General features: G+C 34.2%; 28 protein-coding genes. 4 read left to right on the top strand and 24 right to left on the bottom strand.

Going from position 1 to position 26,259, the window contains the following annotated elements:
- Positions 1 to 3 precede the first annotated feature (3 nt).
- The 3 genes from BMY39_RS13095 to BMY39_RS13085 form a co-directional block, all read right to left on the bottom strand.
- Complete coding sequence (locus BMY39_RS13095; protein WP_092580439.1) at positions 4 to 1,809, bottom strand: DUF1800 domain-containing protein; 1,806 nt, start codon at positions 1,807 to 1,809, stop codon at positions 4 to 6.
- A gap of 203 nt (positions 1,810 to 2,012) precedes the next feature.
- Positions 2,013 to 3,434, bottom strand: a complete 1,422-nt coding sequence (locus BMY39_RS13090) for an L-serine ammonia-lyase (protein WP_092580437.1) — start codon at positions 3,432 to 3,434, stop codon at positions 2,013 to 2,015.
- Between the two features lie 135 nt (positions 3,435 to 3,569).
- On the bottom strand, positions 3,570 to 4,082 hold the full coding sequence (locus BMY39_RS13085) for a hypothetical protein (protein WP_092580436.1): 513 nt from the start codon (positions 4,080 to 4,082) through the stop codon (positions 3,570 to 3,572).
- Positions 4,083 to 4,229: 147 nt separating this feature from the next.
- On the opposite strand from BMY39_RS13085, the gene dnaK reads away from it, so the two are divergent.
- Complete coding sequence (gene dnaK / locus BMY39_RS13080; RefSeq protein ID WP_262490336.1) at positions 4,230 to 6,167, top strand: molecular chaperone DnaK; 1,938 nt, start codon at positions 4,230 to 4,232, stop codon at positions 6,165 to 6,167.
- A 108-nt stretch (positions 6,168 to 6,275) separates the two neighbouring features.
- Here dnaK and BMY39_RS13075 read toward each other — a convergent pair whose 3' ends face one another.
- Positions 6,276 to 6,824: a hypothetical protein gene (locus BMY39_RS13075; protein WP_092580433.1), complete on the bottom strand. Its 549-nt coding sequence runs from the start codon at positions 6,822 to 6,824 to the stop codon at positions 6,276 to 6,278.
- A gap of 129 nt (positions 6,825 to 6,953) precedes the next feature.
- Positions 6,954 to 7,628: a Crp/Fnr family transcriptional regulator gene (locus BMY39_RS13070; protein WP_092580431.1), complete on the bottom strand. Its 675-nt coding sequence runs from the start codon at positions 7,626 to 7,628 to the stop codon at positions 6,954 to 6,956.
- Positions 7,629 to 8,058: 430 nt separating this feature from the next.
- Between BMY39_RS13070 and ahr the strand changes: the two genes are divergently transcribed.
- Both ahr and BMY39_RS13060 read left to right on the top strand, forming a co-directional pair.
- Positions 8,059 to 9,063, top strand: a complete 1,005-nt coding sequence (gene ahr, locus BMY39_RS13065) for an NADPH-dependent aldehyde reductase Ahr (protein ID WP_092580429.1) — start codon at positions 8,059 to 8,061, stop codon at positions 9,061 to 9,063.
- 97 nt (positions 9,064 to 9,160) lie between these two features.
- A complete protein-coding gene (locus tag BMY39_RS13060) occupies positions 9,161 to 10,390 on the top strand; it encodes a class I SAM-dependent rRNA methyltransferase (protein ID WP_092580427.1) in 1,230 nt (409 codons plus the stop codon).
- A 6-nt stretch (positions 10,391 to 10,396) separates the two neighbouring features.
- Here the strand turns inward: BMY39_RS13060 and BMY39_RS13055 are convergent, their stop codons facing one another.
- Complete coding sequence (locus BMY39_RS13055) at positions 10,397 to 10,897, bottom strand: hypothetical protein (protein WP_092580425.1); 501 nt, start codon at positions 10,895 to 10,897, stop codon at positions 10,397 to 10,399.
- A 175-nt stretch (positions 10,898 to 11,072) separates the two neighbouring features.
- Between BMY39_RS13055 and BMY39_RS13050 the strand changes: the two genes are divergently transcribed.
- The gene (locus BMY39_RS13050; RefSeq protein WP_092580423.1) at positions 11,073 to 12,020 is read left to right on the top strand and encodes an NAD(P)H-dependent flavin oxidoreductase; all 948 of its coding nucleotides are present in this window, start codon (positions 11,073 to 11,075) and stop codon (positions 12,018 to 12,020) included.
- Here the strand turns inward: BMY39_RS13050 and BMY39_RS13045 are convergent.
- The 18 genes from BMY39_RS13045 to BMY39_RS12965 form a co-directional block, all read right to left on the bottom strand.
- Positions 12,017 to 13,684 (bottom strand): formate--tetrahydrofolate ligase, encoded by a 1,668-nt coding sequence (locus BMY39_RS13045; protein WP_092580421.1) that lies wholly within the window; start codon positions 13,682 to 13,684, stop codon positions 12,017 to 12,019. The genes BMY39_RS13050 and BMY39_RS13045 overlap by 4 nt on opposite strands.
- A gap of 226 nt (positions 13,685 to 13,910) precedes the next feature.
- A complete protein-coding gene (locus BMY39_RS13040; RefSeq protein WP_092580419.1) occupies positions 13,911 to 15,215 on the bottom strand; it encodes a cryptochrome/photolyase family protein in 1,305 nt (434 codons plus the stop codon).
- Positions 15,216 to 15,308: 93 nt separating this feature from the next.
- Positions 15,309 to 15,770 carry an SRPBCC family protein gene (locus tag BMY39_RS13035; RefSeq protein ID WP_092580417.1) on the bottom strand — a complete coding sequence of 154 codons (462 nt, stop codon included), beginning with the start codon at positions 15,768 to 15,770 and terminating at the stop codon, positions 15,309 to 15,311.
- A gap of 2 nt (positions 15,771 to 15,772) precedes the next feature.
- Positions 15,773 to 16,234, bottom strand: coding sequence for a TspO/MBR family protein (locus BMY39_RS13030; RefSeq protein WP_092580415.1), 462 nt, complete (start codon positions 16,232 to 16,234; stop codon positions 15,773 to 15,775).
- Positions 16,221 to 16,397 (bottom strand): Lacal_2735 family protein, encoded by a 177-nt coding sequence (locus BMY39_RS14985; protein WP_143064779.1) that lies wholly within the window; start codon positions 16,395 to 16,397, stop codon positions 16,221 to 16,223. Before BMY39_RS14985 ends, BMY39_RS13030 begins: the two co-directional genes overlap by 14 nt.
- A gap of 7 nt (positions 16,398 to 16,404) precedes the next feature.
- Complete coding sequence (locus BMY39_RS13025) at positions 16,405 to 16,941, bottom strand: glutathione peroxidase (RefSeq protein WP_092580413.1); 537 nt, start codon at positions 16,939 to 16,941, stop codon at positions 16,405 to 16,407.
- A gap of 2 nt (positions 16,942 to 16,943) precedes the next feature.
- The gene (locus tag BMY39_RS13020; protein WP_092580411.1) at positions 16,944 to 17,627 is read right to left on the bottom strand and encodes an SDR family NAD(P)-dependent oxidoreductase; all 684 of its coding nucleotides are present in this window, start codon (positions 17,625 to 17,627) and stop codon (positions 16,944 to 16,946) included.
- A 21-nt stretch (positions 17,628 to 17,648) separates the two neighbouring features.
- On the bottom strand, positions 17,649 to 17,864 hold the full coding sequence (locus tag BMY39_RS13015; RefSeq protein WP_092580409.1) for a hypothetical protein: 216 nt from the start codon (positions 17,862 to 17,864) through the stop codon (positions 17,649 to 17,651).
- A 128-nt stretch (positions 17,865 to 17,992) separates the two neighbouring features.
- The gene (locus tag BMY39_RS13010) at positions 17,993 to 18,211 is read right to left on the bottom strand and encodes a hypothetical protein (protein ID WP_092580407.1); all 219 of its coding nucleotides are present in this window, start codon (positions 18,209 to 18,211) and stop codon (positions 17,993 to 17,995) included.
- A gap of 4 nt (positions 18,212 to 18,215) precedes the next feature.
- Positions 18,216 to 18,911: a GTP cyclohydrolase I FolE gene (folE, locus tag BMY39_RS13005; RefSeq protein ID WP_092580732.1), complete on the bottom strand. Its 696-nt coding sequence runs from the start codon at positions 18,909 to 18,911 to the stop codon at positions 18,216 to 18,218.
- A gap of 48 nt (positions 18,912 to 18,959) precedes the next feature.
- Positions 18,960 to 19,232 carry a TIGR03643 family protein gene (locus tag BMY39_RS13000; RefSeq protein ID WP_092580405.1) on the bottom strand — a complete coding sequence of 91 codons (273 nt, stop codon included), beginning with the start codon at positions 19,230 to 19,232 and terminating at the stop codon, positions 18,960 to 18,962.
- On the bottom strand, positions 19,229 to 19,657 hold the full coding sequence (locus BMY39_RS12995; RefSeq protein ID WP_092580403.1) for a hypothetical protein: 429 nt from the start codon (positions 19,655 to 19,657) through the stop codon (positions 19,229 to 19,231). Before BMY39_RS12995 ends, BMY39_RS13000 begins: the two co-directional genes overlap by 4 nt.
- Positions 19,658 to 19,778: 121 nt before the next feature.
- Entirely contained in the window at positions 19,779 to 21,260 is a 1,482-nt protein-coding gene (locus BMY39_RS12990; protein ID WP_092580401.1) for a cryptochrome/deoxyribodipyrimidine photo-lyase family protein, read from the bottom strand.
- Complete coding sequence (locus BMY39_RS12985; RefSeq protein WP_092580399.1) at positions 21,250 to 22,782, bottom strand: cryptochrome/photolyase family protein; 1,533 nt, start codon at positions 22,780 to 22,782, stop codon at positions 21,250 to 21,252. The genes BMY39_RS12990 and BMY39_RS12985 overlap by 11 nt, the downstream gene beginning before the upstream one ends.
- Complete coding sequence (locus BMY39_RS12980) at positions 22,783 to 24,093, bottom strand: DASH family cryptochrome (protein ID WP_092580396.1); 1,311 nt, start codon at positions 24,091 to 24,093, stop codon at positions 22,783 to 22,785.
- Positions 24,063 to 24,209, bottom strand: a complete 147-nt coding sequence (locus BMY39_RS12975; RefSeq protein ID WP_092580394.1) for a DUF2256 domain-containing protein — start codon at positions 24,207 to 24,209, stop codon at positions 24,063 to 24,065. The genes BMY39_RS12980 and BMY39_RS12975 overlap by 31 nt, the downstream gene beginning before the upstream one ends.
- Entirely contained in the window at positions 24,160 to 25,629 is a 1,470-nt protein-coding gene (locus BMY39_RS12970) for an SDR family oxidoreductase (RefSeq protein WP_092580392.1), read from the bottom strand. Before BMY39_RS12970 ends, BMY39_RS12975 begins: the two co-directional genes overlap by 50 nt.
- Positions 25,626 to 26,258 (bottom strand): flavin reductase family protein, encoded by a 633-nt coding sequence (locus BMY39_RS12965; RefSeq protein ID WP_092580390.1) that lies wholly within the window; start codon positions 26,256 to 26,258, stop codon positions 25,626 to 25,628. The genes BMY39_RS12970 and BMY39_RS12965 overlap by 4 nt, the downstream gene beginning before the upstream one ends.
- Position 26,259 lies beyond the last annotated feature (1 nt).

Genomic DNA, 26,259 nt, shown 5'->3' with positions numbered 1-26,259 from the left:
GTGTTATTTAAGTATGACGTAATCTGGACTTATCATAATAAGATAAATAGCCATTTTAACTCTTAAGTCTGCTTGGGTAACATCGTCACCCCAACCTCTTGTAATGCCTTCAACAGCTTTTACTATAGTTTGTTTAGTGTCGTTGGAAAGTTGACCTCGGGTAAATAGTTTGTCTAGCTGATTCACCAAAACATCGCTGTCTTTAGCATAATATTTTAAACCTTCAAAGTCCAATGTTGTTCCTTCCAATTCTAAGCCCCAGGTTCTTAATACCTCATACCAACGTGGGTTGGTCCAAGCATCAACTTGATTAAGATAATTTATGCTTGTAGCAGAATCGTGTATTTGAAATTCTGGTGCCACCAAATTAGCGTTGGCAAATGCATTATTTGGAACATATTCTGGTAAGAAAAAATTAAATACACTTGGAGCCGATAGTGGCGCTTGCCCTGTGTTTCTGTAAAATGGTTGTGCATTATTCCAATAGCGCCCGTCGTTGTTATTTAAATCAATTTGGCGTACTACGTTAAAATAGCGCATCATGGGCTCTATTAATTTACCACTGTTTGGTGATTCTACCCAACTACAATTCCTTGCTTCTTCATCTAAAAGAATTGCTTTGATTACTGCCTTCATATCGCCTCTAACACCTTTGGTATTGTTGAATGCAGCACTTACTCGCGACACATAAGCGGGCGAGGGGTTAGATTTTACCAACTGTTGGATTAAGCGTTTAGCAATGAAGGGTGCTGTATTTTGATGGTTGAACAAATGGTTTATAGCAGCATCTATATCTTGCATTCCTGATTGTCCGCCAGGAATAGTAAAACCATTCAATAATTGTTTGGATCCTGGTTCGTGCCACTCGTCATACATTATCATCGGTACATCTTTTCTAGCCTGATAATGCCCTAATCCAAACTTTGGAGTTCGATTTGAAAAATCCTCAACAGCTGCAGGCCCTAAGCCTGTGAAAACCTTAGCGAACTCCTTGATATCATCATTGTTATAAGTTGGAATACGGTTGCCTTGTCCGTCTAAAATATAAGTTCCATCTTGGTTTAACTCATAAAGTCCAATGGTGAATAACTGCATGATTTCCCTTGCAAAATTTTCATCGGGATGGATGTTTCTCTCTGGGATACTTTTTGGGTTGTTGTAATGGCTAAGGTAAATACCCATCATAGGGTGCAGTGTAATATCCTTCAATAAATCTTTAAAATTTCCGAAAGCATTATCAATCAACACATCATAATAGTCGGCTAAACCAACACCATAACCTGAAAGGTTGGAATCTCTTGAAATCACCAAAATTTCGCTTAAAGCAAGAGCAATTCGTTGACGTAACAGGTCTTCATTTTTAATATTGCTTTGCCACCATGCATACATAAAGTATTGCCAATTAGGACTATCAAAATCTTCGGCATTGCCACCATTGGAGACATGTATTTGACGTGCTTCTGAAAAAATATCTTGCGTTAATTGCTGCAAAGGTTTTGATGTTATGGCAAATTGATTATCCATCCAGGCTTCAAAAGACATTTTAGAAACCGTTTGTATATACTTTAAATCAGTTCCAAAAGTCGCCTGAGCTAAAAAACGCGAGGTTTCCAATAATCTTCCATCTAAGCCATTACCATTTATTGTATTTATCGCATCGGCACTTTCTCTCCAATCTGTTTTAGTTAGTTGACTGCTAGAGGTTACCGTAATACCTTTACTATGACCTGCACCTAAATAATCTCTATAATCTTGTGCAGAAATACCAATCGTTAAGCATGAGAGCGTGTAGAGTAGATATTTTTTCATAGTTTTTTATTGAATCAGCTATAAATTGTAAGTTTTTTAAGTCTTAATGCATTCAAATATAGGTAAATAACCGATTAATGATTTATTTTTTCGATGAATGGTAAAATAATTATAAACGTTAACTTGTATTTCACAGCTAAGGTTAAACAATTTCTATAATCCTAACATTAAAAGATTTAGTAATTATGAATCAGGTATTTTTATTAGCAATCAGATAAATGTACACCAACGGCTAAACCACCTTCTGATGTTTCTTTGTATTTGGTATTCATATCCTTTGCGGTCTCCCACATCGTATTTACTACTTTATCTAAAGGAACTTTTACATTTTCGGGAGAGGTGTCCAGTGCTAATTCAGCAGCATTTATGGCTTTAATTGCACCCATTGCATTGCGCTCTATACAAGGTATTTGCACCAAGCCGCCAATAGGATCGCAGGTTAAACCCAAATGGTGTTCCATAGCGATTTCGGCTGCCACAAGAACTTGTTCTGGAGTGCCTCCAAGTAATTCGGTTAAAGCCCCTGCAGCCATAGCCGATGATACGCCAATTTCTGCTTGACAACCACCCATAGCTGCACTTATAGTCGCCCCTTTTTTAAAGATACTGCCAATTTCTCCTGCAACCAGTAGAAAGCGTTTAATATCCTCAAAATTGCCATCATGGTTTTCAATCACTAAATAATACATTAAAACTGCTGGGATTACACCCGCACTACCATTGGTAGGTGCCGTTACAACTCTACCTAGCGACGCATTTACCTCATTAACAGCTAAAGCGAAACAGCTTACCCATTTTAAGATTTGACGAAATTTTACTTCCGTATCACGAATGCTGTAAATCCATTCTACTGGTGAACTGTATGGCTTATTGCTTTTTATATTTTGATAGATATCGTAAGCGCGACGCCTTACATTTAAGCCTCCAGGAAGTTTACCTTCGGTGTGGCATCCCAAATACATACATTCTAACATGGTATCCCAAATACGCTGCAGCTCTCTATCAATAACTTCGGAAGATCGAATAGACTTTTCGTTTTCTAAAACAACTTGCGATATAGGTTTATTAAGTTGTTTGCAATAATTTAATAATTCTGTGCCTTTATCGATAGGATAGGGGAACGTACATTTTATTTCAAAATTTCGTTTTGCATTTTTACGCTCTTCTTTTACAACAAATCCTCCGCCTATTGAATAGAATTTTGATGTGGTTTTTTTACCGGATATTACAGATGTGAAACTCATGCCATTTGCATGAAATGGTAAAAATTTTCTATTGAAGATAATATTGGTTTTTGGATTAAAAACCAATTGAATTTCTCCTCCAAAATGTAAAATATGACTTTCTTTAATGGCGTTTACAGTACTTTCTATTTGTTCTACTGGAATGGTTTCTGGATCTTTTCCGCTTAGTCCCAACATAATAGCGTAGTCTGTAGCGTGCCCTTTGCCTGTTAATGACAATGAGCCATAGAGATTAACCGTGATACTTTCTACGTTTTTAAATTTTTGGGAAGCTTTAAGTTCATTTATCCAGCGTTCAGCGGCACGCCATGGGCCTAAAGTATGAGAACTTGAAGGACCAATACCTATTTTTAGCATGTCGAAAACAGAAATACATTCCATAGTTACGCAAACGTTGTAGTTGGGCAAATATATCAAATAGAAGCCTTAAGTTTTTTAAAATAAAAAAGTACTTTCAAATTAATGAAAATACTTTAATACTCTGTGTAAATGTTTCAACCTATATTAGATAAAAATTTACCTTATATTAAATGACTTAATGGTACTAGCATCCATTATTAAATTTAAATCTGAAGTATCTAAACCATCAATATTATCTGCCGGAACAACAACGACTCTAAACGCTTGATTTTGAGTCCAAGTATCATCTAGGGTGTTAAAATCTATTGTCCCATCTAAGAAAAACCTAACATCCTGTTGTGTAAAATCATAATTATAAACTAAAACACCGTCGTTAAAATACTCAGTTTGGGTTAATAGTCTCCAAATAGGCTCACCAGCATCATTATCCCATTCAATGTAAACTAAAGTTACATCAGAAGGCAAAACTTCAAAACCATAAGATTCTACAAACTGGAAATTATTATCCGCATTAAAATTAACTTCAATTTCAAAAGCTGAAGCGACTATAAGACCTCCATCTTCCCCATTAATACCATCAAAACCGTCAAAACCAGGAGGTCCTTGGGGTCCTGTACAAGATGTTAATAATAAAGCGAATACTGCAATAAAAAATAAAATATGTTTCATGATTACTAAGTTTTGTTGTCATAATATCAAATGATATACCAAAGTGATTAATATTTTATTAATGTTTAAAATAAATTTATGACATCATGTCATACTTTTTGTATTGGCATAATGATTGACTATTGTTAATCGATTTATAAAACGAACATTCAACACAATAAAAAACATATTATGAGTAAAATTATTGGAATCGATTTAGGAACAACCAACTCTTGCGTTTCGGTAATGGAGGGTAACGATCCTGTTGTAATCCCAAATGCGGAGGGGAAACGTACCACGCCATCGGTGATTGCATTTGTAGAAGGCGGAGAGATTAAAGTTGGTGATCCTGCAAAACGACAAGCGGTAACAAACCCTACTAAAACGGTTTATTCTATTAAGCGTTTTATGGGGAATAAATATTCTGAATCTAAAAAAGAGGCAGAACGTGTACCTTATAAAGTGGTAAAAGGTGATAACGATACGCCTAGAGTTGATATTGATGGCAGATTATATACGCCACAAGAACTTTCGGCTATGATTCTGCAAAAAATGAAGAAAACCGCTGAAGATTATTTAGGAGCTGATGTTACCAGAGCGGTAATTACAGTGCCTGCTTACTTTAACGATAGTCAGCGTCAAGCAACCAAAGAAGCCGGTGAAATTGCTGGTTTAAAAGTAGAGCGTATTATTAATGAGCCTACTGCTGCGGCATTGGCTTATGGTTTAGATAAAAAAGGACAAGACCAAAAAATTGTGGTGTTTGACTTTGGTGGTGGTACGCACGATGTATCTATCCTTGAATTAGGTGATGGTGTATTTGAAGTATTATCTACTGATGGTGATACACATTTAGGAGGTGACGATGTTGATGAGAAAATAATTAATTGGTTAGCAGACGAGTTTAATGCTGAAGAGAATATGGATTTACGTAAAGACCCAATGTCTTTACAACGTTTAAAAGAGGCTGCTGAAAAGGCTAAGATTGAATTGTCATCGTCTTCTCAAACAGAAATAAACTTACCTTATATTACTGCAACTGCTAGTGGACCAAAGCACTTGGTACGTACGTTAACACGCTCTAAATTCGAGCAATTAATTGATGATTTGGTTAAGCGTACTATTGAGCCATGTGAGTCTGCTTTAAAAGCTGCAGGTTTAAGCAAGAGTGATATTGATGAAGTGATTTTAGTAGGTGGTTCTACACGTATTCCGGCGGTACAGGCTGCTGTAGAGAAATTCTTTGGAAAAGCACCGAGTAAAGGTGTGAACCCAGATGAAGTTGTATCTCTAGGTGCTGGTATTCAAGGAGGGGTATTAACAGGTGATGTGAAGGATGTATTGCTTCTAGATGTAACGCCATTATCTTTGGGTATTGAAACGATGGGTAATGTATTTACAAAACTTATTGAAGCAAATACAACCATTCCTACCAAGAAATCACAAGTGTTTTCAACAGCTGCTGATAACCAGCCTTCTGTAGAAATTCATGTATTGCAAGGTGAAAGGGCCATGGCTGCGGATAACAAAACTATCGGACGTTTTCATTTAGATGGTATTCCACCAGCTAGACGCGGTACACCGCAAATTGAAGTAACGTTTGATATTGATGCTAATGGTATCATTAAAGTATCTGCTGAAGATAAAGCGACTGGTAAGAAACAAGATATTAGAATTGAAGCCTCTTCTGGATTAACTGAAGAAGAAATCCAAAAGATGAAAGCTGATGCTGAAGCCAATGCTGAAGCAGATAAAGCGGCGGCAGAACAAGCTCAGAAATTGAATGAAGCAGATTCTATGATATTCCAAACGGAAAAACAATTAGAGGAGTTTGGTGATAAATTATCTGATGATAAGAAGAAGCCAATCGAAGACGCTTTAGAAGAATTGAAGAAGGCTTATGAAACTAAGGACTTGGCACAAATAGAGCCTGCTTTAGAGAAAATAAACGAAGCGTGGAAAGTGGCGTCTGAAGAAATGTACAAAGCACAAGCTGAAGCACAACAAGCAGGTGGTGCACAACCAGGTCCTGATGCAGGAGCAGGAGAGCAAGCACAATCTGAAGGTAATGATGTTGAGGACGTAGACTTCGAAGAAGTAAAGTAAGTCTGTACCGAGCAAACCCAAGAATCTCTATAAATTAGATTTCGAAAGTTTGAAACATAAAAAAACGCAACTCATAAAGTTGCGTTTTTTTTATTATAAATTTCCTACTTATATAAAATTACCGTTTTCATCTAGTTTAACTAGCTTTTTTTCATTATTATGTATTATGGTGACTTTATACAGTTTTTTGCTACCCTTTATATCAGAATAGTGTACTTGGTAAACTGTTTTTTTGACTACAGATTTTGGATATTTATCATAAACTATTTTCCATATAGCAGTAGGTAATCTCACGTTTTTAAAAGACTCGTAAGATTTAATAAGCTTACCATCTCTATTAAAAAAGGTTTTAATTCTGCCGTTTGAATTTGGATCAGTAAAAACAATCTCATAGACATCTTTTTTTTCTTTAAATGATTCGTGCTCTGTAATATTAAAGTTAGCAACTTTTTGTTCTAGATATTTCACCTTTTTTGATTCTGTAAAAGGTATAATGGCACTGTAATACTTGGCATTAACAGCACTGGTTTTTACTATAGGTTTTGTTTTATAAATGTCAAGTACTTTTAAATCAGCGGATTTGTAATTGAATGCAATTTGAGAATAAACGAGGCTTCCGAACCCAAAAATGAGTAAAATAGTTAATAGTTTTTTCATAATTATAAGATTAAATTAAACGAATAGCTTATTAACTAGAATTGTGTTGGGAGAGAAAATAAGATAACCAAATTTACACATAGAAAACCTAAGAAAATGCTACTCTAGTAGCACATATAGTTTTTTGCCTTATATATGCTTTTTTAATAATTCTAAATTAACGATTCTTATAGTTTTATTATGAATTTCGATAATACCATTATTTTTAAATTTTTGAAGATGTCTGTTTAAAACAGCTCTTGTTGTTCCCATATATTGGGCAATTTCTTTATGAGGTAAACCATCAATTAAACTGCTGTTTATTTCGGCATTTTTAAGTAGAAGTCTTGCTAGTTTGGTAGATGTACAATCTAAGCAAGAGGCGGTAACATAAGTTTCCAGTGCCTTCATTTTAGAAATTAGATAATGCAGAATGCCCGAACTAAACCTAGGATTGTCATCCATCCATTTCTTAAACCTATTTATAGGCGTTTGAATAACGGTAACGTCATCCAGCGTTTCATAGAAAACATTGTATGACGTATAATCAAAAAGATTATATACGTTAAATACATCGTGTTTTGTTAATATAAAAAGAGTTATTTTTCGATCTTTACTCTCATCATAAAAATACACCTTCATTCTCCCTTCAATAATAACATAAAAATAATGTGATATAAGATTAGAGCTTATAAAACAAGTGCGCTTATTAAAAGTTTTTAATGCAGAATCTTTTAACAGGATACTTAACTGTTCATCAGGAAATTCCCTAAAAATTGGATTATTTTGTAGTGAGAGTAAGACGTTTTCCTGAGTTAAGAACATATAAATTAGTGTTTCAAGTTTAATTAAAACTACTAACGTTTAAAGGGAAAACTAGCTATTTAGAATAATACAACCACAAATTACTAATAAAATTTGAATAAAACTATTTTAAATGTTGACATTCAATGCTTGAGAATGTAGGTTAACGTAATTCTGTCATGTTTCTTTTGAGCTATTAAATATTGTAATTGTAAAGAAACAGAGCGTAAAGTAGAATTAGGTTATGTACTACGTTATTAATAGGAGCCCACGATGAATTTGTATTATAAAAAATAATTTGTGCGTTTTCAGTAATTTAAAAAAGGCAACAAAAGTATATCTCAATTGGCCAGTATTTAAAATTAAACTTTCCCTCATATTTTTACAATAAAATAACAAAATGCCATATGTTATTTGTATCTTAAATGCTCAACCAAAAAAATAAGCAACTATGAAAGTAAATGCATATGCGGCTAATGAAGCCGGAGCAAAATTAGAGCAGTACGACTATGAACTTGGAGAAATTGGTAAAGAGCAAGTTGATATAAAAGTGCATTATTGTGGATTGTGTCACAGTGACTTAAGCATGATTAATAATGATTGGGGTATGTCGCAATACCCATTAGTGCCAGGTCATGAAATAGTAGGAGAAGTTCTAAATGTAGGAAGTGAGGTAAAAGGCCTAAAAAAAGGTGATAAAGTTGGTATGGGATGGTATAGCGCGTCTTGTATGCACTGTAATCAATGTATGGGAGGAAAGCAACATCTTTGCGGTGAAGCGGAAGGTACGATTATAGGGCGTCACGGCGGATTTGCAGACAAGGTGCGAGGCCATTGGTCTTGGGCAACTTTATTACCAGATGGTATTGATATGGCTAAAGCTGGACCATTATTTTGTGGCGGAATTACCGTATTTAGCCCAATAGTAATATCAGGCGTTAAACCAACAGATAAGGTTGGGATTATCGGAATAGGTGGACTTGGACACTTGGCTTTAAAATTTTTAAAAGCTTGGGGGTGTGAAGTAACAGCATTTACATCCAGTAAAAATAAAGTTGAAAAACTTAAGGAAATGGGTGCCCACCACGTGGTTAATTCAACAAACAAAAGCGAACTAGAGGCAATAGCTGGTACTCTAGATTTTATCTTGAATACCACAAATGTAAGTTTAGATTGGAACGCATTTTTAACAACCTTGGCGCCACAAGGAAAGCTGCATACTGTTGGTGCAGTTTTAGAACCTATGGAAATACCGGCGTTTAGTATGATTTCAGGAGAAAAATCAGTAGGCGGAAGTCCGTTGGGAAGTATTGCTTTAACGCGTAAAATGTTGGAGTTTTGTGTACGTCATGATATTTATCCAACGGTAGAAGAATTTAAAATGGAAGATGTAAATAGAGCTATTGAGCACTTGCATGACGGCAAAGCTAGATTTAGAGTGGTGTTAAAAGCATAAATTGTATATTTAACTTAACTAGAACGCAACCTATTCATATGGTTGCGTTTTTTTATGCGTAATAAAACCAATATTTTTGAATACTTAAAATTTGTGAATGCAGTTTTCCTCTAAGATAAAATCAAAATATACTCCCAAACGATTAGCCATAAAGCTAAACGCAACTGGCGAGCAATTCGTTTTAAAAGGGCATCCATGGGTATTCTCCAATAGCATCACAAAGATTAATGATAATCCCAAAACGGGTGATTTAGCAATAGTTTTCAGTAAAAATAAAAACAAGGTAATTGGTTTAGGTTTGTATGATGCGAATTCTCCCATCAGAATAAAAATGTTGCATGCAGGAACAGAAAAAGTAGAAATCAATGCAGTGTTTTTTCAAAATAAAGTAAAAGCTGCATTTAAAAAACGACAAACTTTATTGCAAACAAATACGAACAGTTACCGATTAATCTTCGGAGAGAATGATGGTTTTCCAGGATTGATTGCTGACGTTTATGCTCAGGTTCTGGTAGTAAAATTGTATTCAGAAATTTGGTTGCCTTACCTAGAACCAATCATGGAAAGCTTAAAAGACATTTCAAAAGTAAAAACAGTTGTAATACGTTTAAGCAGAAGTTTGGAACAATCGAATGCACATGAATTAATAAACGGAGACGTGGTTTATGGCACTTTAGAAAATGAAGTTGTAGAATTTGTAGAGCATGGTGTAAATTTTTCAGCAAATGTTATAAAAGGGCATAAAACAGGTTATTTTTTAGACCATCGCGCTAATAGAAAGCAAGTAGGCGAGTGGAGTACAGGAAAAACAGTACTCGATGTGTTTAGTTACGCCGGTGGCTTTTCAGTTCATGCGCTGGCTAATGGCGCAAAGACGGTAACAAGTTTGGATATTAGTAAACAAGCTTTAGAAATAGCAGTTCAAAACGGAAGACTAAATGAATACGTGGGAGCTCATAAAACCATAGCAGGTGATGCTTTTGAAGAATTAAAAAAGCTTATTAAGAATAAAACTACTTTTGACGTGGTGGTTATTGACCCACCTAGTTTTGCTAAACAGTCCTCAGAAATAGATTTAGCAAAGAAAAAATATGCACAATTAGCCGATTTGGGAGAACAACTTACTGCTAAAAAAGGACTGTTGGTATTATGTTCGTGTTCTTCGAGAGTCTCGACGCAATCTTTTTATGATATTAATAGCCAAGTGCTATCCTTAAAAAGAAGAACATATAAACTAAAATTAAAAACCCAACACGATATAGATCATCCTGTTGGGTTTCCAGAAGGGGCTTATTTAAAAAGTGGATATTATCAGTTTTTAGACTAGTTGGTATTAAATAAACTCACCTTGTTCGTTAGCTTTCAAATCTAAAATGGTTGTATCGTTTTTAATTTTCACTCTGTATTCTTGTTGTTTAGCATCATCATCACAGTGAAACTTAACAATATATACATCTTCCTGAATGCTATAGTTTGGATATTTTTCTGCAATGGCCTTCAATACAGAATGTGGTAATCGAATATTATTGTATTTTTCAAAGGTTTCAATAATTTTTCCATCCTTGTTAAAAGAAGCTATAATTTTTCCTTGTGGAATCTTAAAGGTTACCTTATAAATGTCATTTTTTGAATCATAAAGGTCAGATAACTCAGAATGATCATATTCCAACAACGCTTGTTCTAATTTTTTAACGTAATTACACGAATTTTCAGAATCACTAGAATTAAAGTAGTCACCATTAATAGAAATAATAGTTTCAGGAAGTTCTACGGTCTGAGCATTTGCAAAAGTAAAGCAGCCTAATACAAAAAGGCTAAATAAAAAAGTTTTCATGATTGAGGTTTTATTGATATAGGCTCAAAATTAACTATGCATGCATAATAAAAAAATGATAAATGTCATGTTATCAGTAATTTATGTGGTTTTATTCAAATGGATTTTATAACTTCTTGATTATCAACTATTATGCGTGCATAATATTTTAGTATATTTGATAAAACTTTTTTTGATGGCTACAGCATTAACAGATTTACTTCAAATTACACATCCTATTATTCAAGCACCTATGTTCTTGGTATCTAACGTTGCCATGGTACAAGCTGCTATGAATAGTGGTATAGCAGGTTGTATTCCGGCCTTAAATTATAGAACTCTTGATGAGTTGCGTGAAGCTTTACGCGAATTAAAAGCTAGTAAACCTAGCGGTGGGTCTTTTGGTTTTAATTTGATTGTTAACAAATCCAATATGAAGTATAAAGGTCAACTAGAAGTGATTTGTGATGAAGGCTGCGATTTTATTATCACTTCTTTAGGAAGTCCTGAAGAAACCATAAATCAAGCACATAAAGTTGGAATAAAAGTTTTTTGTGATGTCACAGATTTGAAATTTGCTAAAAAGGTAGAAGGTTTAGGTGCAGATGCTATTATTGCCGTAAATAATGAAGCAGGAGGTCATCGTGGTAATATGTCTCCAGAAGCCTTGATTAGAGAACTGAGTACAAATTGTAATATCCCTATTATTTCTGCGGGAGGTGTAGGGTGTAAGGCAGATATTGATAAAATGCTCAGTTATGGCGCTGCTGGAGTTTCGGTTGGTAGTCCGTTTATTGCTTCAGAAGAAGCCAATGTTACCGAAGAGTATAAACAAGCCTGTGTGGATTACGGTGCTGTTGATATTGTTATGACAGAACGTATTTCAGGAACACCATGTACCGTAATTAATACGCCTTATGTTCAGAAAATTGGAACAAAATCCACATGGATAGAAAATCTACTTAATAAAAATAAGAAGCTCAAAAAGTGGGTAAAGATGATTCGTTTTTCCATTGGTATGAATGCTACCAAAAATGCTGCTACAAAGGCAACTTACAAAACAGTTTGGGTAGCTGGACCAAGTATTGAACATACTAAGGCAATTTTACCCGTAAAGGATATTATAAAAAAATTAGTGGATTAAAACAATCCTGTAATTTCTCCAACGTCATTTATATCTATGCCTTCTGAGGCAGGATGAGCAGGAAGCCCAGGCATTCGCATAATATCTCCCGTAATGGGAATTAAAAAGCCTGCACCGGAGGCAATCTCTATTTCTCTAACTGTAATTATAAAGTCTTTAGGTCTGCCCAATAGTTTTGGATTGTCTGATAACGATTTTTGTGTTTTAGCAATACAAACAGGTAAATATTCTAATTTTAAGTTTTTAATCTTTCTCAAATGCGCTTTTGCTTTTGAAGTATAATCTACATGTTGCGCACCGTAAATTTCTGTGGAAATAGTTGCTATTTTATCTGTAACGGGCGACTTCCAATCGTACAAAGGTTTAAAATTAGAGGTATTGCTTTTAACTACATCAATCACATGTTGTGCAAGCTCTAGAGCGCCTTCACCGCCTTTGCCCCAAACATTGGCCAATGCGACTTTGATACCTTTCGAATCTGCAAAATCCTTAATCAATTCAATCTCTGCTTCAGTATCTGATGTAAATTGATTAATGGCAATTACAGGTGCAACATTAAATTTTGCAATATTCTCTAAATGCTTTTCTAAATTTGGCATTCCTTTTTCTAAAGCTCCTAAGTTAGGTTCTGTTAATGCTTTCAAATCTGCTCCACCATGGTACTTTAAGGCTCGAATGGTAGTAGTTAAGACCACTGCTTTAGGTTTTAAGCCCGCACTTTGGCATTTAATATCAAAAAACTTTTCAGCACCTAAATCAAATCCAAAACCAGCTTCGGTTACTGTATATTCAGAATGCGACATCCCCATCAATGTTGCAATTACAGTATTAGTGCCTTGTGCAATATTTGCAAAAGGCCCGCCATGAATAATTGCCGGATTTCCTTCTATAGTTTGCACGAGATTTGGCTTAATAGCATCTTTTAAAAGTGCGGTCATTGCACCTTGGGCCTTTAAATCTCTTGCGTATATAGGTTGTTTATCAAAAGTATAGCCAATAAAAATATTACCCAATCGATTTTTTAGGTCTGTTAAGTTTTCAGCCAAACAAAGAATCGCCATAATTTCTGAAGCTGCTGTAATATCAAAACCTGTTTCTCTAGGTACGCCAGAGGTTGTTCCTCCTAAACCTACAATTACACGTCTTAATGCTCTATCATTCAAATCTACCACGCGTTTCCAACTAATGGTTCTGGGGTCTATTTGTAAAGAATTTGTTTTGCTTTGGATATTATTATCAATTATCGCTGCCAATAAGTTATGTGCCTTTTCTATAGCCGAAAAATCACCTGTAAAATGAAGATTGATATCTTCCATAGGTAGTACTTGTGAATACCCACCACCGGTTGCGCCACCTTTTATACCAAATACTGGGCCCAAGGATGGTTCTCTCAACACTACTGTTGTTTTCTTCCCTAATCTATTTAGACCTTCAGATAAGCCAATAGACATCGTTGTTTTACCCTCACCTGCGGGAGTAGGAGAAATGGCAGATACTAATATTAAATTGCTTTGTTCGGTTTTGGCTTTGTCAATGTATGCTAAAGGAAGTTTGGCTTTGTACTTTCCATACATTTCAATATGATCTTTATTGACTCCGAATGTTTCTGCTATTTCTGATATGTGTTTAAGCGTAACGGTTTTGGCAACTTCTAAATCGGTCATAAGTTGGTTTTAAGAAAGAATAATAGCTTTAAATGTATGAAATTAATGGGTAATTAAATTTAATAAATCTTATATGTAAATAGTATAGAAGATAATTTTCGAAGATTATCCATAGATGAACCACTAAAGAATTGATTAACGATTAGTAAAACTTTTTTTAATTACTTTCATAACCTTTTAAGCAAGTGATATCATTGTTTTAAGGTGAATTAAGTTTTAAAAATTGTTAGTTTAAGGCACTTTTATACCTTTCTAAGCAGCGTTCACGAGCCATTTTATGTTCTATAATTGGCTCAGGATAACTGGAATCCTTATAATTTGGCACCCATTTTTTAATATACTTGTGGTCTTTGTCGAACTTATCAATTTGTGTAGTAGGATTAAAAATTCTAAAATATGGGGCAGCATCTACACCACTACCAGCAACCCATTGCCAATTCCCCACATTACTTGCCATTTCATAATCGTGTAGTTTTTCGGCGAAATATGCCTCTCCCCAACGCCAATCGATAAGTAAATGTTTGCATAAAAAACTGCCCACTAGCATTCGTACTCTATTGTGCATAAATCCGGTTTCGTTTAGTTGACGCATACCAGCATCTACCAACGGATACCCTGTTTCTCCTTGACACCAAGCTTTAAATTCATCTTCATTATTACGCCATTCTATCCTATCGTATTTAGATTTAAAACTTTCATCAACCGTATGTGGAAAATGCCATAAAATTTGCATGAAAAACTCACGCCATATTAACTCTTGCCAGAATATTTCATTGTTTTCGGCAATTGCTTTTTTAATCATTTTTCGAATACTAACCGTACCAAAGCGCAAGTGCGGTCCTAATCGAGAAGTAGCATCTTTGGCAGGATAATTTCTTGTGTCTTCATATTCCTGAATAAGCGTTGGCGTAACGGTGTAAGGTTTAATTTTTTGAGAAGACGTTTTAAAACCTATGTCAGACAAACTTAGATTTGGTAACCTTGTATGCTGAACTAAATTATCTAAATAAGAGTTGGTGTAGAAAATCTCTAAATGATGCGATTTAAACTTTTCTTTCCATGTCTTCATGTAAGGTGTATAAACTACATATGGATCGCCATCTGCTTTTACAACTTCATCTTTTTCAAAAATAACTTGGTCCTTATAGGTTTTAAATTCAATATTATTTTTCTTTAAAAACGATTTTATATTTTCATCTCGTTCCTTAGCATAAGGTTCATAATCATGGTTAGTATAAACAGTATTTATCTCATACTCATCAATCAAATCTTTATAAATGTCAATGGGTTTCCCATGGAAAATTGCAATACTACTATTGTGCTCGTCTTGGAGCGTATTCCTCATTTCCTGTAGCGTTTCATGTATAAAAGTTACGCGAGCATCGTCTTCAGGAAGTATATCTAATATTTGTGAATCAAAAATAAAAACAGGTAACACAGGATGGTTGCTCTTGAGTGCTTCATAAAACCCAACATTATCGTCTAGTCTTAAATCACGGCGAAACCAAAATATATTTATAGGTTGTTTCATTGTATCCAGAAATTTTTAATGCTTTGAATCTATCTCAGCATCTCATATTTTTATTAGATTTGAAATCATTTCAGAATAGCAGGTTATACAAGATTAATATTTACCAAACAATTCTTCTAACTTTTCAGTTCTATAATTAAAGATTTCCTCTAGTTTTGGTTTTACTAATATGGGATGAACAAGCTGGCCAAGGAGACCAAAAGGTACCTTATAATCAATAATATCTTCCATTTCCACACCACCATCAATTTCTTTTATAAAATGTTTGTGGTGCCATAGCGCATAGGGCCCAAAACGTTGTTCGTCAACAAAATAATGTTTATTAATAACATGCGTTATTTCTGTAACCCATTTAGTTTTAATACCAAGCACAGGAGTTACAATATACTGAATAATTTGACCAGCAAACATAGGTCTGTCGGCTCCTGATAAAATATTAAAACCCATATAATCTGGCGTAATGGTTTTTAAATTCTTAGGATCAGATAGAAAACCCCAAGCCTCATCAACTGTTATGGGGAGGTTTTGCTTTTTATGAAGTCTATATATTTTCATTTTTAGTTTTTAAGAAGAATGTACGCGTTTAAAGATGTCGCGATACATAACCATATAAAATAGGGAAGTATGAGTAGCGTTTTTATTTTAAGTTGCTTATGATATCGTACTGTAAAAATTGCAACAACGGCTGTTAATAATACAATTGTTGTTAAACCTATTCCTACGAGGTGTAGATTAAAAAAAATATAATTCCAAATAACATTCAGTACAAATTGTATACTAAACAAAATAGTTACAGTTGCGGTATTTAATTTTTTATACAAGTATGCCATGTATATTGAAAAGCATATCATTATTGTTGTCCAAGCAACTCCGAAAACCCATCCAGGTGGTGTCCAAGGTGCTTGGTTAAGATTTATGTACCAACTAGATTGCGGACCATTAGCCATTAGCCAACTGCCAATGGCTAACGCTCCAAAGTTTATTATTAAAAATATAATTATATATTTAAGCAGTTTCATGTTTCATGGCACTTAGCATTTTAGCAATTTCTTGAGCTTCAGCATATTTTTTGTCACTAGCAGACCTATTTATTGATGATAACTGATGCCACTCTTGCATTAATTTTTTAAACTTTTCTTCTAATTTTTCTTTTTTTGATTTTCGTTTTAAAAAACTGAACATAGCAAATTTATTTTAAGTGTTTTACAATTTTTGGACTCAAAGGACTCGTTGATGAAAAGAAATAATCTATCAACTTCCCTTCAGGATTTATTAAATATTTTTGAAAATTCCATTTTACCGAAGAATCTTTAACACCATTGTTCACTTTTTGGGTTAACCATGTGTAAAGCGGATGTTGTCCTTTACCCTTAACATCTACTTTTTCAGTAATTAAAAAATTAACTCCGTAATTTACTTCACAAAAGGTCTCTATTTCCTTTGCATTTCCTGGTTCTTGTCCTCCAAACTGATTACAGGGTACACCAATAACTTGAATCTTATTGCTATATTCCTCATGTAGTTTTTGAAGCGTTTTATATTGAGGCGTAAAACCGCATTTTGAAGCGACATTTACGAAGAGGATGTGTTTTCCTTTAAGTTCTGATAGATCAATAGGCTTGCCGTTAAGTGCATTTATAGATATGCCATATATACTTTCAACATCAAGTGTTTTCGTATCGCTCTTACTTCCTATTGTTGCTATAAATGCTTTTATTGGATTCATATTTATATTTTAAAACTTACAATACCACAATCCATTTCAAAAATTTGACCTGATATAGAAGATGCCTTTTCTGAAAGTAAAAATTCTGCCATATCCGCTACTTCTTGTGGCGATAAGAATTTCTTCAATGGATGTCGTTCCGTTATGTTCTCAATCATTTTGTCATTCCGCAATAATTTCGATGCCAAATCAGTGTCTGTTACAGTAGGAGCAATGGCGTTAATACGTAAGTTAGGGGCCAATTCAGCGCCAAGTGATTTTACTAAACCTTCTACACCTGATTTTGCCACTGCAATACTCGCATGATAAGGCATACCTAATTTTGCAGCAACGGTGCTAAATAAAACAACTGAAGGATTATTACCGTTTTTTAAAATCGGCAAATAGTTTTGAATCACCTTAACGGCACCGAGTACATTGATTTCAAAATCGTTTTTAAAATCTTCAATACTCAACCGAGAAATAGGTTTTAAGTTTATACTTCCAGGACAATAAATAAGTCCGTCAGCATTCTCAATTTCAGGAAGTTCATCTTGAATTACATCGCAACTGTAGTGAGTTAAATTGTCATGCGATTTCTCTGGAGTGGATCTGCTTATGTTTATGACTTTGCAGTAATCCAGCAACTTAGTAACTATAGCGTTACCAATGCCCTTACTTCCACCAACTATTATAATTGTTTTCATGGGTTTCAGGGCATTCTATTATTATGGCCTGCCCTTTAGCCGTTTTTCTATTTTCTGTTTTATTACCGTTAAACGTTTCATTAAATCCATAATCTCAGGATCTTTATCTACTTTGTAGATATCGTTTAAACCCAAAATTAAATTTTTTACTTCTCTAGACGATTCAATACGCTCACTCGTTGTTTTAAAAGTGTGTCTGCGCTTTTCGAACTCTAAAGCTTTGTCGATAATCTCCATAATTTTTAAACCTTACTATATTTTGTAGTTGTCTATTTTTAGACAGTTTTGCAATATAATAAAATATAGAAGATTACCTATTTTTATGGGAATATATTAGGTAAAATTTAATATTACTTCTTACTACACTACAGTAGACGCCCTTTTAAACGTTTTTCTACTTTACGCTTAATAACAGTAAGACGTTTCATGATATCCATAATTTTTTCATCTTTTTTAACCTTGTAGACTTGGTTTAAATCTAAAATTAAAGCTTTTGCTTCTCTAGAAATCTTTACACGATCACTAGTAGATAAAGATCTCATTTTTCTTTGTTCAAATTCTAATGCTCTGTTAATTAAATCCATAATGTTAATTGTTTAAATAATTTTGTAATTCTGCAATTTTTTCTGAAGTATTAAATTGTCCGCCGTAATATGATGTTACGGTAGCAGATGTATCATCTTTAATACCTCTTGAGGATACACATAAATGCTTTGCATCAATAATTACTGCAATATCATCTGTGTCTAGAATTGTCCTTAATTCATTAGCAATTTGGTTCGTTAAACGCTCCTGCACCTGAGGACGTTTGGCATAATATTGCACAATTCTATTTAACTTGGATAGACCTATTACTTTTCCTGAAGAAATGTAAGCAACATGTGCCTTACCAATAATGGGTACGAAGTGATGCTCACAATTGGAATAGAAGGTGATATTTTTTTCTACCAACATTTGATTGTATTGATATTTGTTATCAAACAACGCTACTTTGGGTTTGTTTTCCGGATTTAAACCCGAAAATATTTCGTCGATATACATTTTAGCGACACGTTGTGGTGTGCCTTTTAAGGAATCGTCGGTTAAATCTAGTCCCATCACATCCATAATTTCCTCAAATAAAATAGCGATGCGTTCCTTCTTCTCGGTATCTGTTAGTTTAAAGGCATCAGATTTCATTGGAGTTTCTAGTCCAGTGTAAAGATGATCGTCTCCAATATCTTCAACCGTAAAACCATTTAACTTATGTCCGTTTGTTTTCGTTTTTAATTTTTCTAATTGCATATCTTCTTTTTTTTGTGCTGTCTTAACAGTATTATTAATCAAAGCACGTTAGCGTTTTGAAATTTTATTGTGAGTTATTTGCTTTTGTCTACTACATTTAAAGCGCCCCTTTTCAAAGGTTCTTAATTTTTCATGTTTTGTTGTTCTTCCTTGAACGCGTTTCCTCCACATTTTGAAACTGCTAGGTTTCATCTCGCTTCGCATTAATTCTATAACCTCCTGTTCTTTTAATCCAAATTGAAACTGAATGGCATCAAAAGTTGTGCGGTCTTCCCAAGCCATTTCAATAACCCTGTCAATGTCTTCAACAGTTAAACTCATGCACCTTGGAAATTAAAGCGTTCATCATATTTTATTTTTTCATCCAGCATTTTTTCAAAGAATTTTTTATTTTCTCTAAAGGTTTTTGTGTTTTTAAACTGAATGAATTTACCTTGAGCATGAATACTGGCACCGTTGGTTTTGTACATTACCAATTGGTAATATGGTATGGCCCAAGTGAAATTTTTAAGCCCTTTATTTATGAATATAAGTATGCCAGATTTACGTAATTCAATGTTTGCATAATTGATATCTGAAACGGTATTCATGTATGAACTTAAGTTTGGGCTTACCTCTCCAATAATCATACGTTTAGAACCTACACCTTTCATTTTAAACGATTCTAAAAATGTAAAAGGTCTACCAACCAAATCAATTAGTATTTGTTTGTGTTCTTTATTGAAGTATGTTGTTTCTAGTACCATTTAAACTTCTTATACCTCAAATATACAAAATGTTTAAAATTTTAAATAAAAAGTTAAACAAAAATTAACATTTTACTATTGATAAAATTTATAGTAGTTGTAATGCTTTGTTTTTCAGAAGTTAAGATTTTGATAATCGCTTGTTGCGTGTGTGTTTTCTTAAGATACGCTTACTCTCTTCCAGTACCGTTTTATCCTTTCGTAGTGTCCAAAGTGTATCTCCAGCTTTTTTGCGGGTAGTTTCTAAATCTACTATAGGTTTTGGGTAATCCTTTCCTAAATTAAATCCATAAAATTGCTGCTCCATTTCGGTCATCAAATAGGGCTGATGCGCAAAAGGTGTATCTAATTTTTCAAGTTCAGGCACCCATTTTTTTATAAAAGTGGCATTAGGGTCATGCTCCAAACTATTTTTCACGGGATTATAAATCCGTAGCATATTAATGCCAGTTTCACCTGCTTGCATCTGTAATTGTGGGAAGTGAATGCCAGGTTCGAAATCTAAAAACATTTGAGATAAATGTGTTGTGGCTTCCTGCCAAGGCTGCCAAAGATTGTGTGTAAAAAACGATACTACCAAGGCGCGCATTCTAAAATTAAGATAACCAGTTTCGTTTAAACAACGCATACAAGCATCAACCATTGGGTACCCAGTTTGCCCTGTTTTCCATGCTTGCTGGTAATCTTTAGAAATGCTTTTTTTTAGTTTATGAAACCCTTTGTTCAAGCTAGCTTCTTCCATGGTGTGTTCCATTTCAAACTTTTGAATAAAATGGGTTTGCCAACGTAAACGGGACATAAATGCCTCTAATGCCTTTTTATGTTTTGAAGTTTCTTTGAGATGATAAGCTTGATGATATACTTCTCTTACCGATAAATTTCCCCAAGCGATATAAGGTGAAATTCTGCTGCAACTTGTTCTGGCCAGTTCTGGTTTTGAAATGTGAAGCATATAGTCTCTATGGCGTTCTTCAAAAAAAGTAGATAAATAACGTTTACCAGTGGTACGCCCCCCTTTTTGAAACGGAGTAAACTGTTGCGCATTTAAATTTGGAATTTTAAAAAGTGTTTCTAAATCTTTTATTGCCTCAATAGTTAACAACTGATTGTTCTTTGGTGTAAACTTCAATGGTTCTACAGCATAAAATGCATCGACCAATTCATTCCAATTGTCTCTGTTTTTCAAGCCACGTTGTACGCCGTTGTTGATATTCTCGTGCCATGTTATCAGATTGTTTTTGCAATAGCGCTTAAAGTTTTTATCACGTTCAAACGTTACCAATATGCCCGTTTCTTGATGGGAATAAATCTCTGAAATTGAATAAAGGGTTTGCAATTGGTTGATTGCCGCAATAATATCACATTGTACAGTAAGTATTTTAGAATTGTAAGCTTCTAACTCTTTATTTAAGTCTACAATAGATTCTTTTATAAAATTCCAGTGACGTTCGCTGTAATGCGGATCGTTCATTAAAAGCGGTTCAAAACAATAGAGCAAAAGTGTTGGTTTGTTAGCTTTTAAGGCATTATAAATGGCTTCGTTATCATGCAATCGCAAGTCGCGTTTTAACCAAACTACGGTAATTGGGGGCTTAGTAGTCATCTTGATGTGCAATTATATGTTGGGCTTTATTTTTTATATTTTGTAAGTCTTGTTTATCCATTTTATCCAACAGGCTGTACATCATTCCCATTCTATAATTATTTCCCAATTGTTCTCGTTTTTCATCCAAAAAATTCCAGTATAAACTATTAAACGGACACGCATTATCCTCAACTTTCTTATTCCTATTGTATTGGCAAGCGGTACAATAATTGCTCATTTTATTGATGTATGAACTTGAGGAAACGTAAGGTTTTGTTGCAATTTTTCCACCATCTGCAAACTGACTCATGCCTCTGGTATTGGGGAGTTGTACCCATTCTACGGCATCTACATAAATGCCTAAATACCATGCATCGACCTCATCTGGGTTGGTTTGGGTTAAAAGCGCATAATTTCCTGTAATCATTAAACGTTGAATATGGTGCGCATAACCGTTGTCTAAAGAATTATTTATGGTATGTTTTAGGCAATTCATTTTGGTATTTCCTGTCCAAAAGAAATCAGGTAATTTGTTGTTGTTTTCTAGAACGTTCAAATTTTTATATTCGGGCATAAAGGCCCAATACATGCCACGCATATATTCGCGCCAGCCAATAATTTGGCGCACAAAACCTTCTACTTGCGAAATATCTATACCAACTCCGTGTTTTCGGTAATAGTTCATTACAGTTCTTACAATATCCTTTGGAGAAATTAACTTTAAGTTCATGGCAAAGGATAATCGTGAGTGAAACAAATATTCCTCTTCGGTATGCATAGCATCTTGATAGTCACCAAAATGTATCAATAAATGCTCACAAAAATATTTAAGTTGATCTAAAGCTTGAGAACGGGAAATAGGGTAGGAGAACGTTTTGGTTTCAAACTTGCCAAATGTTTCAATACTGGCTTTTTCAATATCTGAAACTACAGTTTCAACCTTGTTTTTAAATAATTTATAGCTAGGAATTTCAACATCACCTTTCCACTTATTTCTATTACTTTTATCGTAATTCCATTTACCGCCTTCTGGTTGGTCTGCAACCATTAAAATATCATGTTTTTTGCGCATATTCCGGTAAAAGTTCTCCATGAGATATTGCTTTTTCTCTTTAAAGAAATGCTTTAAATCGTCTCTTTCGGTGTAGAAATGTTCTGCAGAAATGGTTTCTGTTTTAATATCTTGATCCTTACAAAACGTTTTGAGTTGCTTGTCTAATCTGTATTCATCAGGGTGTATATATTCAAAACATTCAATAGTGTGTTGCTCTATTAATTTTGATAGGTTCTCAGTTAGGGTTTGTGTATTCTCTTCATCATTAATTTTAAAGTAGATAACATTGTGCCCATCAGACTTTAAATCTTGTGAAAACTGGCGCATCGCAGCAAAAAAGCCAATAACTTTTTGAATATGATGTCTTACATAATCTGTTTCTTGACGCATTTCGAACATACAGTACAGCACATCATCATTGGTGTTTTTAAACCACGAATGTTTTATATTGAGTTGATCGCCTAATATTAATCTCAGAGTTTTCATTTAGAATAGAGTTCTTTGCAACCATAGATTCTGAAACTTACCCGAAGCATCATAGCGTTCCGCCTGTAAATCCACATTAAACTTTCTATCTCTTGGGTCATTACCAACTCCAGAAACATACATCCAATTGCCATAGTTGCTGTGTACATCGTAATCTAATAGCATAGCTTCAAAATACGCAGCGCCAATTCTCCAATCTAATTTTAAATCTTTAGCAAAGAACGACGCTACGTTTTGCCTACCTCTATTGCTCATCCAACCTGTCTCTTTTATTTCAATCATATTAGCATTCACAAATGCTGAACGTGTTTCACCACTAATCCAACTATTTATTAGGGAATCTTCGTTTTTCCATTCATAATCCTTCTTAAGAATGCCTCCAATTTTAAAAATTGTGTTACCGTGTTTAAGTGATATGTATTTGAAATAATCTCTCCATATCAATTCAAAAATCAACCAATATGTAGATTGATTTTTGTAATATTCTTTTTCAAATTGTTTTACTTGCCAATAAATGGTTCGTGCAGAAATACTGCCATTGGCTAACCAAGGAGAAAATTTAGAACTGAAGTCTGTTCCTATTAATCCGTTTCTAGTTTTTTTATAAAATCCTAATTTTTTAGTTTGAAAGAAATAGTTGTTCAAACGATTTAATGCAGCATTTTCGCCGCCTTCAAATGGAAACGCTGAATTTGGATGTGTTTGGAAATCGTCAAACCCTAGCTCCTTAAGCGAAGGGATTTTAGTGTTATTAGAAATGTTTGAAATAGTCTTGAGAGCTTCAGGCGCATTTGTAGCTCTTCTAGAACTGTATTTTTCAACCTTTTTCCTGAAATTGGTAAATACCTGAGGTATCTGGGAAAAAGGTATGTCTATATCTTTAGGATGAAATAAAAACTGATTGTAATATTCGTTAAATGAAATATTATTTGAGCAATTGAATTTTACTAATTCTAAGACTTCAACTTCTTCACTTGTCCATTCATTTTGAAGATAAATGGAAGTTATATTGAATTTTTCGATTAGTTCAGGAATTGTATATTCCGGCTTATCCTGATAAACAAACAGTTCAATATTTAGGTGGTGAAGATTTCTTTTTAAATCTATAATCGTTTCAATTAAAAACTTAGCCCTGAATTTTTCTGTTTTTTTAAATCCGTAAGGTCCAGTTTGATAATGTCTAGGATCAAAACAATACACTGCCACAATATGTTCATGCTGTTTTATAGCAGCATTTAAAACTATATTATCGTTAACCCTTAAATCGTTTCTAAACCAAACTAGTCCTGTACTCTTCTGTTTTTCCGACATCTTTCGCTACAATATTTTACAGTATCCCAATTCTTTTCCCATTTTTTTCTCCATGTGAATGGGCGTTTACAAATCGGACACGTTTTCTGTGGTAAGTGTTGTTTTTTGTGGCTCAACGTTAACAAGTTTATTAATCATACCTGAGAAAATAATTCCGTGAAATGGTAATACGGCGTACCAGTATAATCTGCCCCAAAGACCTCGGGGCCTAAATGTTGCTGTTTGTTTTAATTTGTTGTCTTCAATTTTAAATTCTAACCAAGCTTCTCCCGGTAGGCGCATTTCAGCATAGAGCAATAATTTTTGTTTGGACTTATCTGCAAAAATTACCCGCCAAAAGTCTAAAGCATCACCAGCGTTTAACTCAGAAGGGTTTGTGCGTCCACGTCTTAATCCAATACCGCCAAAAAGCTTATCGATATATCCTCTAATACGCCATAAAATAGTACCATAGTACCAACCATTATTACCGCCTATACGCCAAATTTTATCAATAGTTTCATCTGCATCGACTATGTCACGTTCTTTATAATCTTTAAAACAACCAAACTTGGGTACGTTTACATACTTATGTAATTGATTGCGTAACCTGCCGCTACTTACCATAGAATCTTTCCAACTAGAAACTATACTATTTTGTTCAATTTTTTCAAAGGCTAATTTTACCGCTTCCTTGTATGTAATGGGATCTACCTTTAATAAGGTATTGATGTCACTTGGTTTTCCAATAATTTGAACACCCATGCTATCTACTAATGATGTTGCTAATTTGTAGGACGTTGATGTTACAAAATACAACCAATACGATGATAATTTAGGCGTCATTACAGGAACCGTTAGGATGTAGCGTTTTAAATCACGTACTTCGGCAAATTGCAAGAGCATTTCGCGATAGGTAATAATCTCGGGACCGAATACATCAAACGATTTATTATATACTCGCGTATTTCCTGCAGCTCTCGATAAAAATGCTAAAACATCCCTAACAGCTAAGGGTTGTGTTTTGGTGTTTAACCATTTTGGGGCAATCATAAAGGGGAGCTTCTCCACTAAATCCCTAATAATTTCAAAAGAGGAGCTCCCCGAACCCACAATAATACCAGCTTTAAATATGGTTAGTGCATAGTTTTCTGATTCTAAATGGCTCTCAACATTTTTTCGTGAGCGTAAGTGCTTAGAAAGTTCGTCTTCGTTGGTGATACCACTTAAATAAATGACTTGGTCAGTCTCAGTAGTTTCAATATAAGTTTTAAAATTAATGGCGCAACGCTCTTCAAGAGACTCAAAATCTTTTGAGGAATTAGACATAGAATGTATTAAATAATAAGCTACGTCTATTTTTTTAGGAATATTTTTAAGAGTTTCTGGTTTTAAAAAGTCAGCTTCAATAACAAACACATTATCTTCTTCAGCATAACTTTTATCGGCTCTTGCTCTATCTCGTACAACACAAACAATGGTATGCCCTTGATTTATTAATAGGGGAATGAGGCGTTTGCCTATATAGCCTGTTGCTCCTGTTACGAGAATATTCATGAGTCGTGTTCTAAAATTTTTGGTCTTTGGTATCCAAACCGAGTTCTTGATTCTGGAATAGCGTATCCATCAAGTCCGTTTATCGCAGCTACTTCAGCTTTTGATAAATTTATAAATCCATCTTTTTCAATAAGATAATCATTTACATACAACCCAACAATTTTTCCAATCACTAATATGGTATTATTTGCTTTAATATCATATTCCTCAACATACGCCATCGCCAATTGAATTGGCGTATTTTTTACAAAGGGCGCTTTAAAATTTGGTTTATATTCTGGTTGTAGCCTCGTAACGTCAAATTCCGAAATTTCACGATCGTATTTGGCGGAGGTATGGTGTGCATCACTTAAAATACTGTTGTGGATATGATTGATAGTATATACACCTGTAGCCTTCAAATTTTCATAGGTATTTCTCATAACCGTAGTGGGTCTTAAAAAAAAGCCTAACATTGCTGGACTAGAACCAATATGCGTCACAGAACTGAAAACGGCTACATTCTCAATACCATCTTCTGAAATAGAGCCCAATAAATTGGCAGATTTATAGCCTGAACAGCTATTAATCAAATTGATTTTGTAGATGTGTTGAAGTTGCTGTATGTCCGTTTCACTAAAATATTTCATA

The sequence above is a fragment of the Hyunsoonleella jejuensis genome, from assembly GCF_900111025.1.
In the GTDB taxonomy this organism is placed as follows: domain Bacteria; phylum Bacteroidota; class Bacteroidia; order Flavobacteriales; family Flavobacteriaceae; genus Jejuia; species Jejuia jejuensis.
Note: the sequence above shows the minus strand (reverse complement) of the source record. Positions and strands in the feature narration are given on the sequence as shown.

Coding starts and splice junctions, on each gene's coding strand:
- BMY39_RS13025 (WP_092580413.1), bottom strand. CDS start 16,941: ATGAATCCAATAAAAGCATTTATAGCAACAATAGGAAGTAAGAGCGAT.
- BMY39_RS13015 (WP_092580409.1), bottom strand. CDS start 17,864: ATGGAGATTATCGACAAAGCTTTAGAGTTCGAAAAGCGCAGACACACT.
- BMY39_RS13070 (WP_092580431.1), bottom strand. CDS start 7,628: ATGTTCTTAACTCAGGAAAACGTCTTACTCTCACTACAAAATAATCCA.
- BMY39_RS13090 (WP_092580437.1), bottom strand. CDS start 3,434: ATGGAATGTATTTCTGTTTTCGACATGCTAAAAATAGGTATTGGTCCT.
- folE (WP_092580732.1), bottom strand. CDS start 18,911: ATGCAATTAGAAAAATTAAAAACGAAAACAAACGGACATAAGTTAAAT.
- BMY39_RS13000 (WP_092580405.1), bottom strand. CDS start 19,232: ATGAGTTTAACTGTTGAAGACATTGACAGGGTTATTGAAATGGCTTGG.
- BMY39_RS13055 (WP_092580425.1), bottom strand. CDS start 10,897: ATGAAAACTTTTTTATTTAGCCTTTTTGTATTAGGCTGCTTTACTTTT.
- BMY39_RS13020 (WP_092580411.1), bottom strand. CDS start 17,627: ATGAAAACAATTATAATAGTTGGTGGAAGTAAGGGCATTGGTAACGCT.
- ahr (WP_092580429.1), top strand. CDS start 8,059: ATGAAAGTAAATGCATATGCGGCTAATGAAGCCGGAGCAAAATTAGAG.
- BMY39_RS12995 (WP_092580403.1), bottom strand. CDS start 19,657: ATGGTACTAGAAACAACATACTTCAATAAAGAACACAAACAAATACTA.
- BMY39_RS14985 (WP_143064779.1), bottom strand. CDS start 16,397: ATGTTCAGTTTTTTAAAACGAAAATCAAAAAAAGAAAAATTAGAAGAA.
- BMY39_RS12980 (WP_092580396.1), bottom strand. CDS start 24,093: ATGTCGGAAAAACAGAAGAGTACAGGACTAGTTTGGTTTAGAAACGAT.
- BMY39_RS12965 (WP_092580390.1), bottom strand. CDS start 26,258: ATGAAATATTTTAGTGAAACGGACATACAGCAACTTCAACACATCTAC.
- BMY39_RS12970 (WP_092580392.1), bottom strand. CDS start 25,629: ATGAATATTCTCGTAACAGGAGCAACAGGCTATATAGGCAAACGCCTC.
- BMY39_RS13030 (WP_092580415.1), bottom strand. CDS start 16,234: ATGAAACTGCTTAAATATATAATTATATTTTTAATAATAAACTTTGGA.
- BMY39_RS13035 (WP_092580417.1), bottom strand. CDS start 15,770: ATGAAAATATATAGACTTCATAAAAAGCAAAACCTCCCCATAACAGTT.
- BMY39_RS13050 (WP_092580423.1), top strand. CDS start 11,073: ATGGCTACAGCATTAACAGATTTACTTCAAATTACACATCCTATTATT.
- BMY39_RS13010 (WP_092580407.1), bottom strand. CDS start 18,211: ATGGATTTAATTAACAGAGCATTAGAATTTGAACAAAGAAAAATGAGA.
- BMY39_RS12985 (WP_092580399.1), bottom strand. CDS start 22,782: ATGAAAACTCTGAGATTAATATTAGGCGATCAACTCAATATAAAACAT.
- BMY39_RS13085 (WP_092580436.1), bottom strand. CDS start 4,082: ATGAAACATATTTTATTTTTTATTGCAGTATTCGCTTTATTATTAACA.
- BMY39_RS13060 (WP_092580427.1), top strand. CDS start 9,161: ATGCAGTTTTCCTCTAAGATAAAATCAAAATATACTCCCAAACGATTA.
- BMY39_RS13095 (WP_092580439.1), bottom strand. CDS start 1,809: ATGAAAAAATATCTACTCTACACGCTCTCATGCTTAACGATTGGTATT.
- BMY39_RS13045 (WP_092580421.1), bottom strand. CDS start 13,684: ATGACCGATTTAGAAGTTGCCAAAACCGTTACGCTTAAACACATATCA.
- BMY39_RS12990 (WP_092580401.1), bottom strand. CDS start 21,260: ATGACTACTAAGCCCCCAATTACCGTAGTTTGGTTAAAACGCGACTTG.
- BMY39_RS13075 (WP_092580433.1), bottom strand. CDS start 6,824: ATGAAAAAACTATTAACTATTTTACTCATTTTTGGGTTCGGAAGCCTC.
- BMY39_RS13040 (WP_092580419.1), bottom strand. CDS start 15,215: ATGAAACAACCTATAAATATATTTTGGTTTCGCCGTGATTTAAGACTA.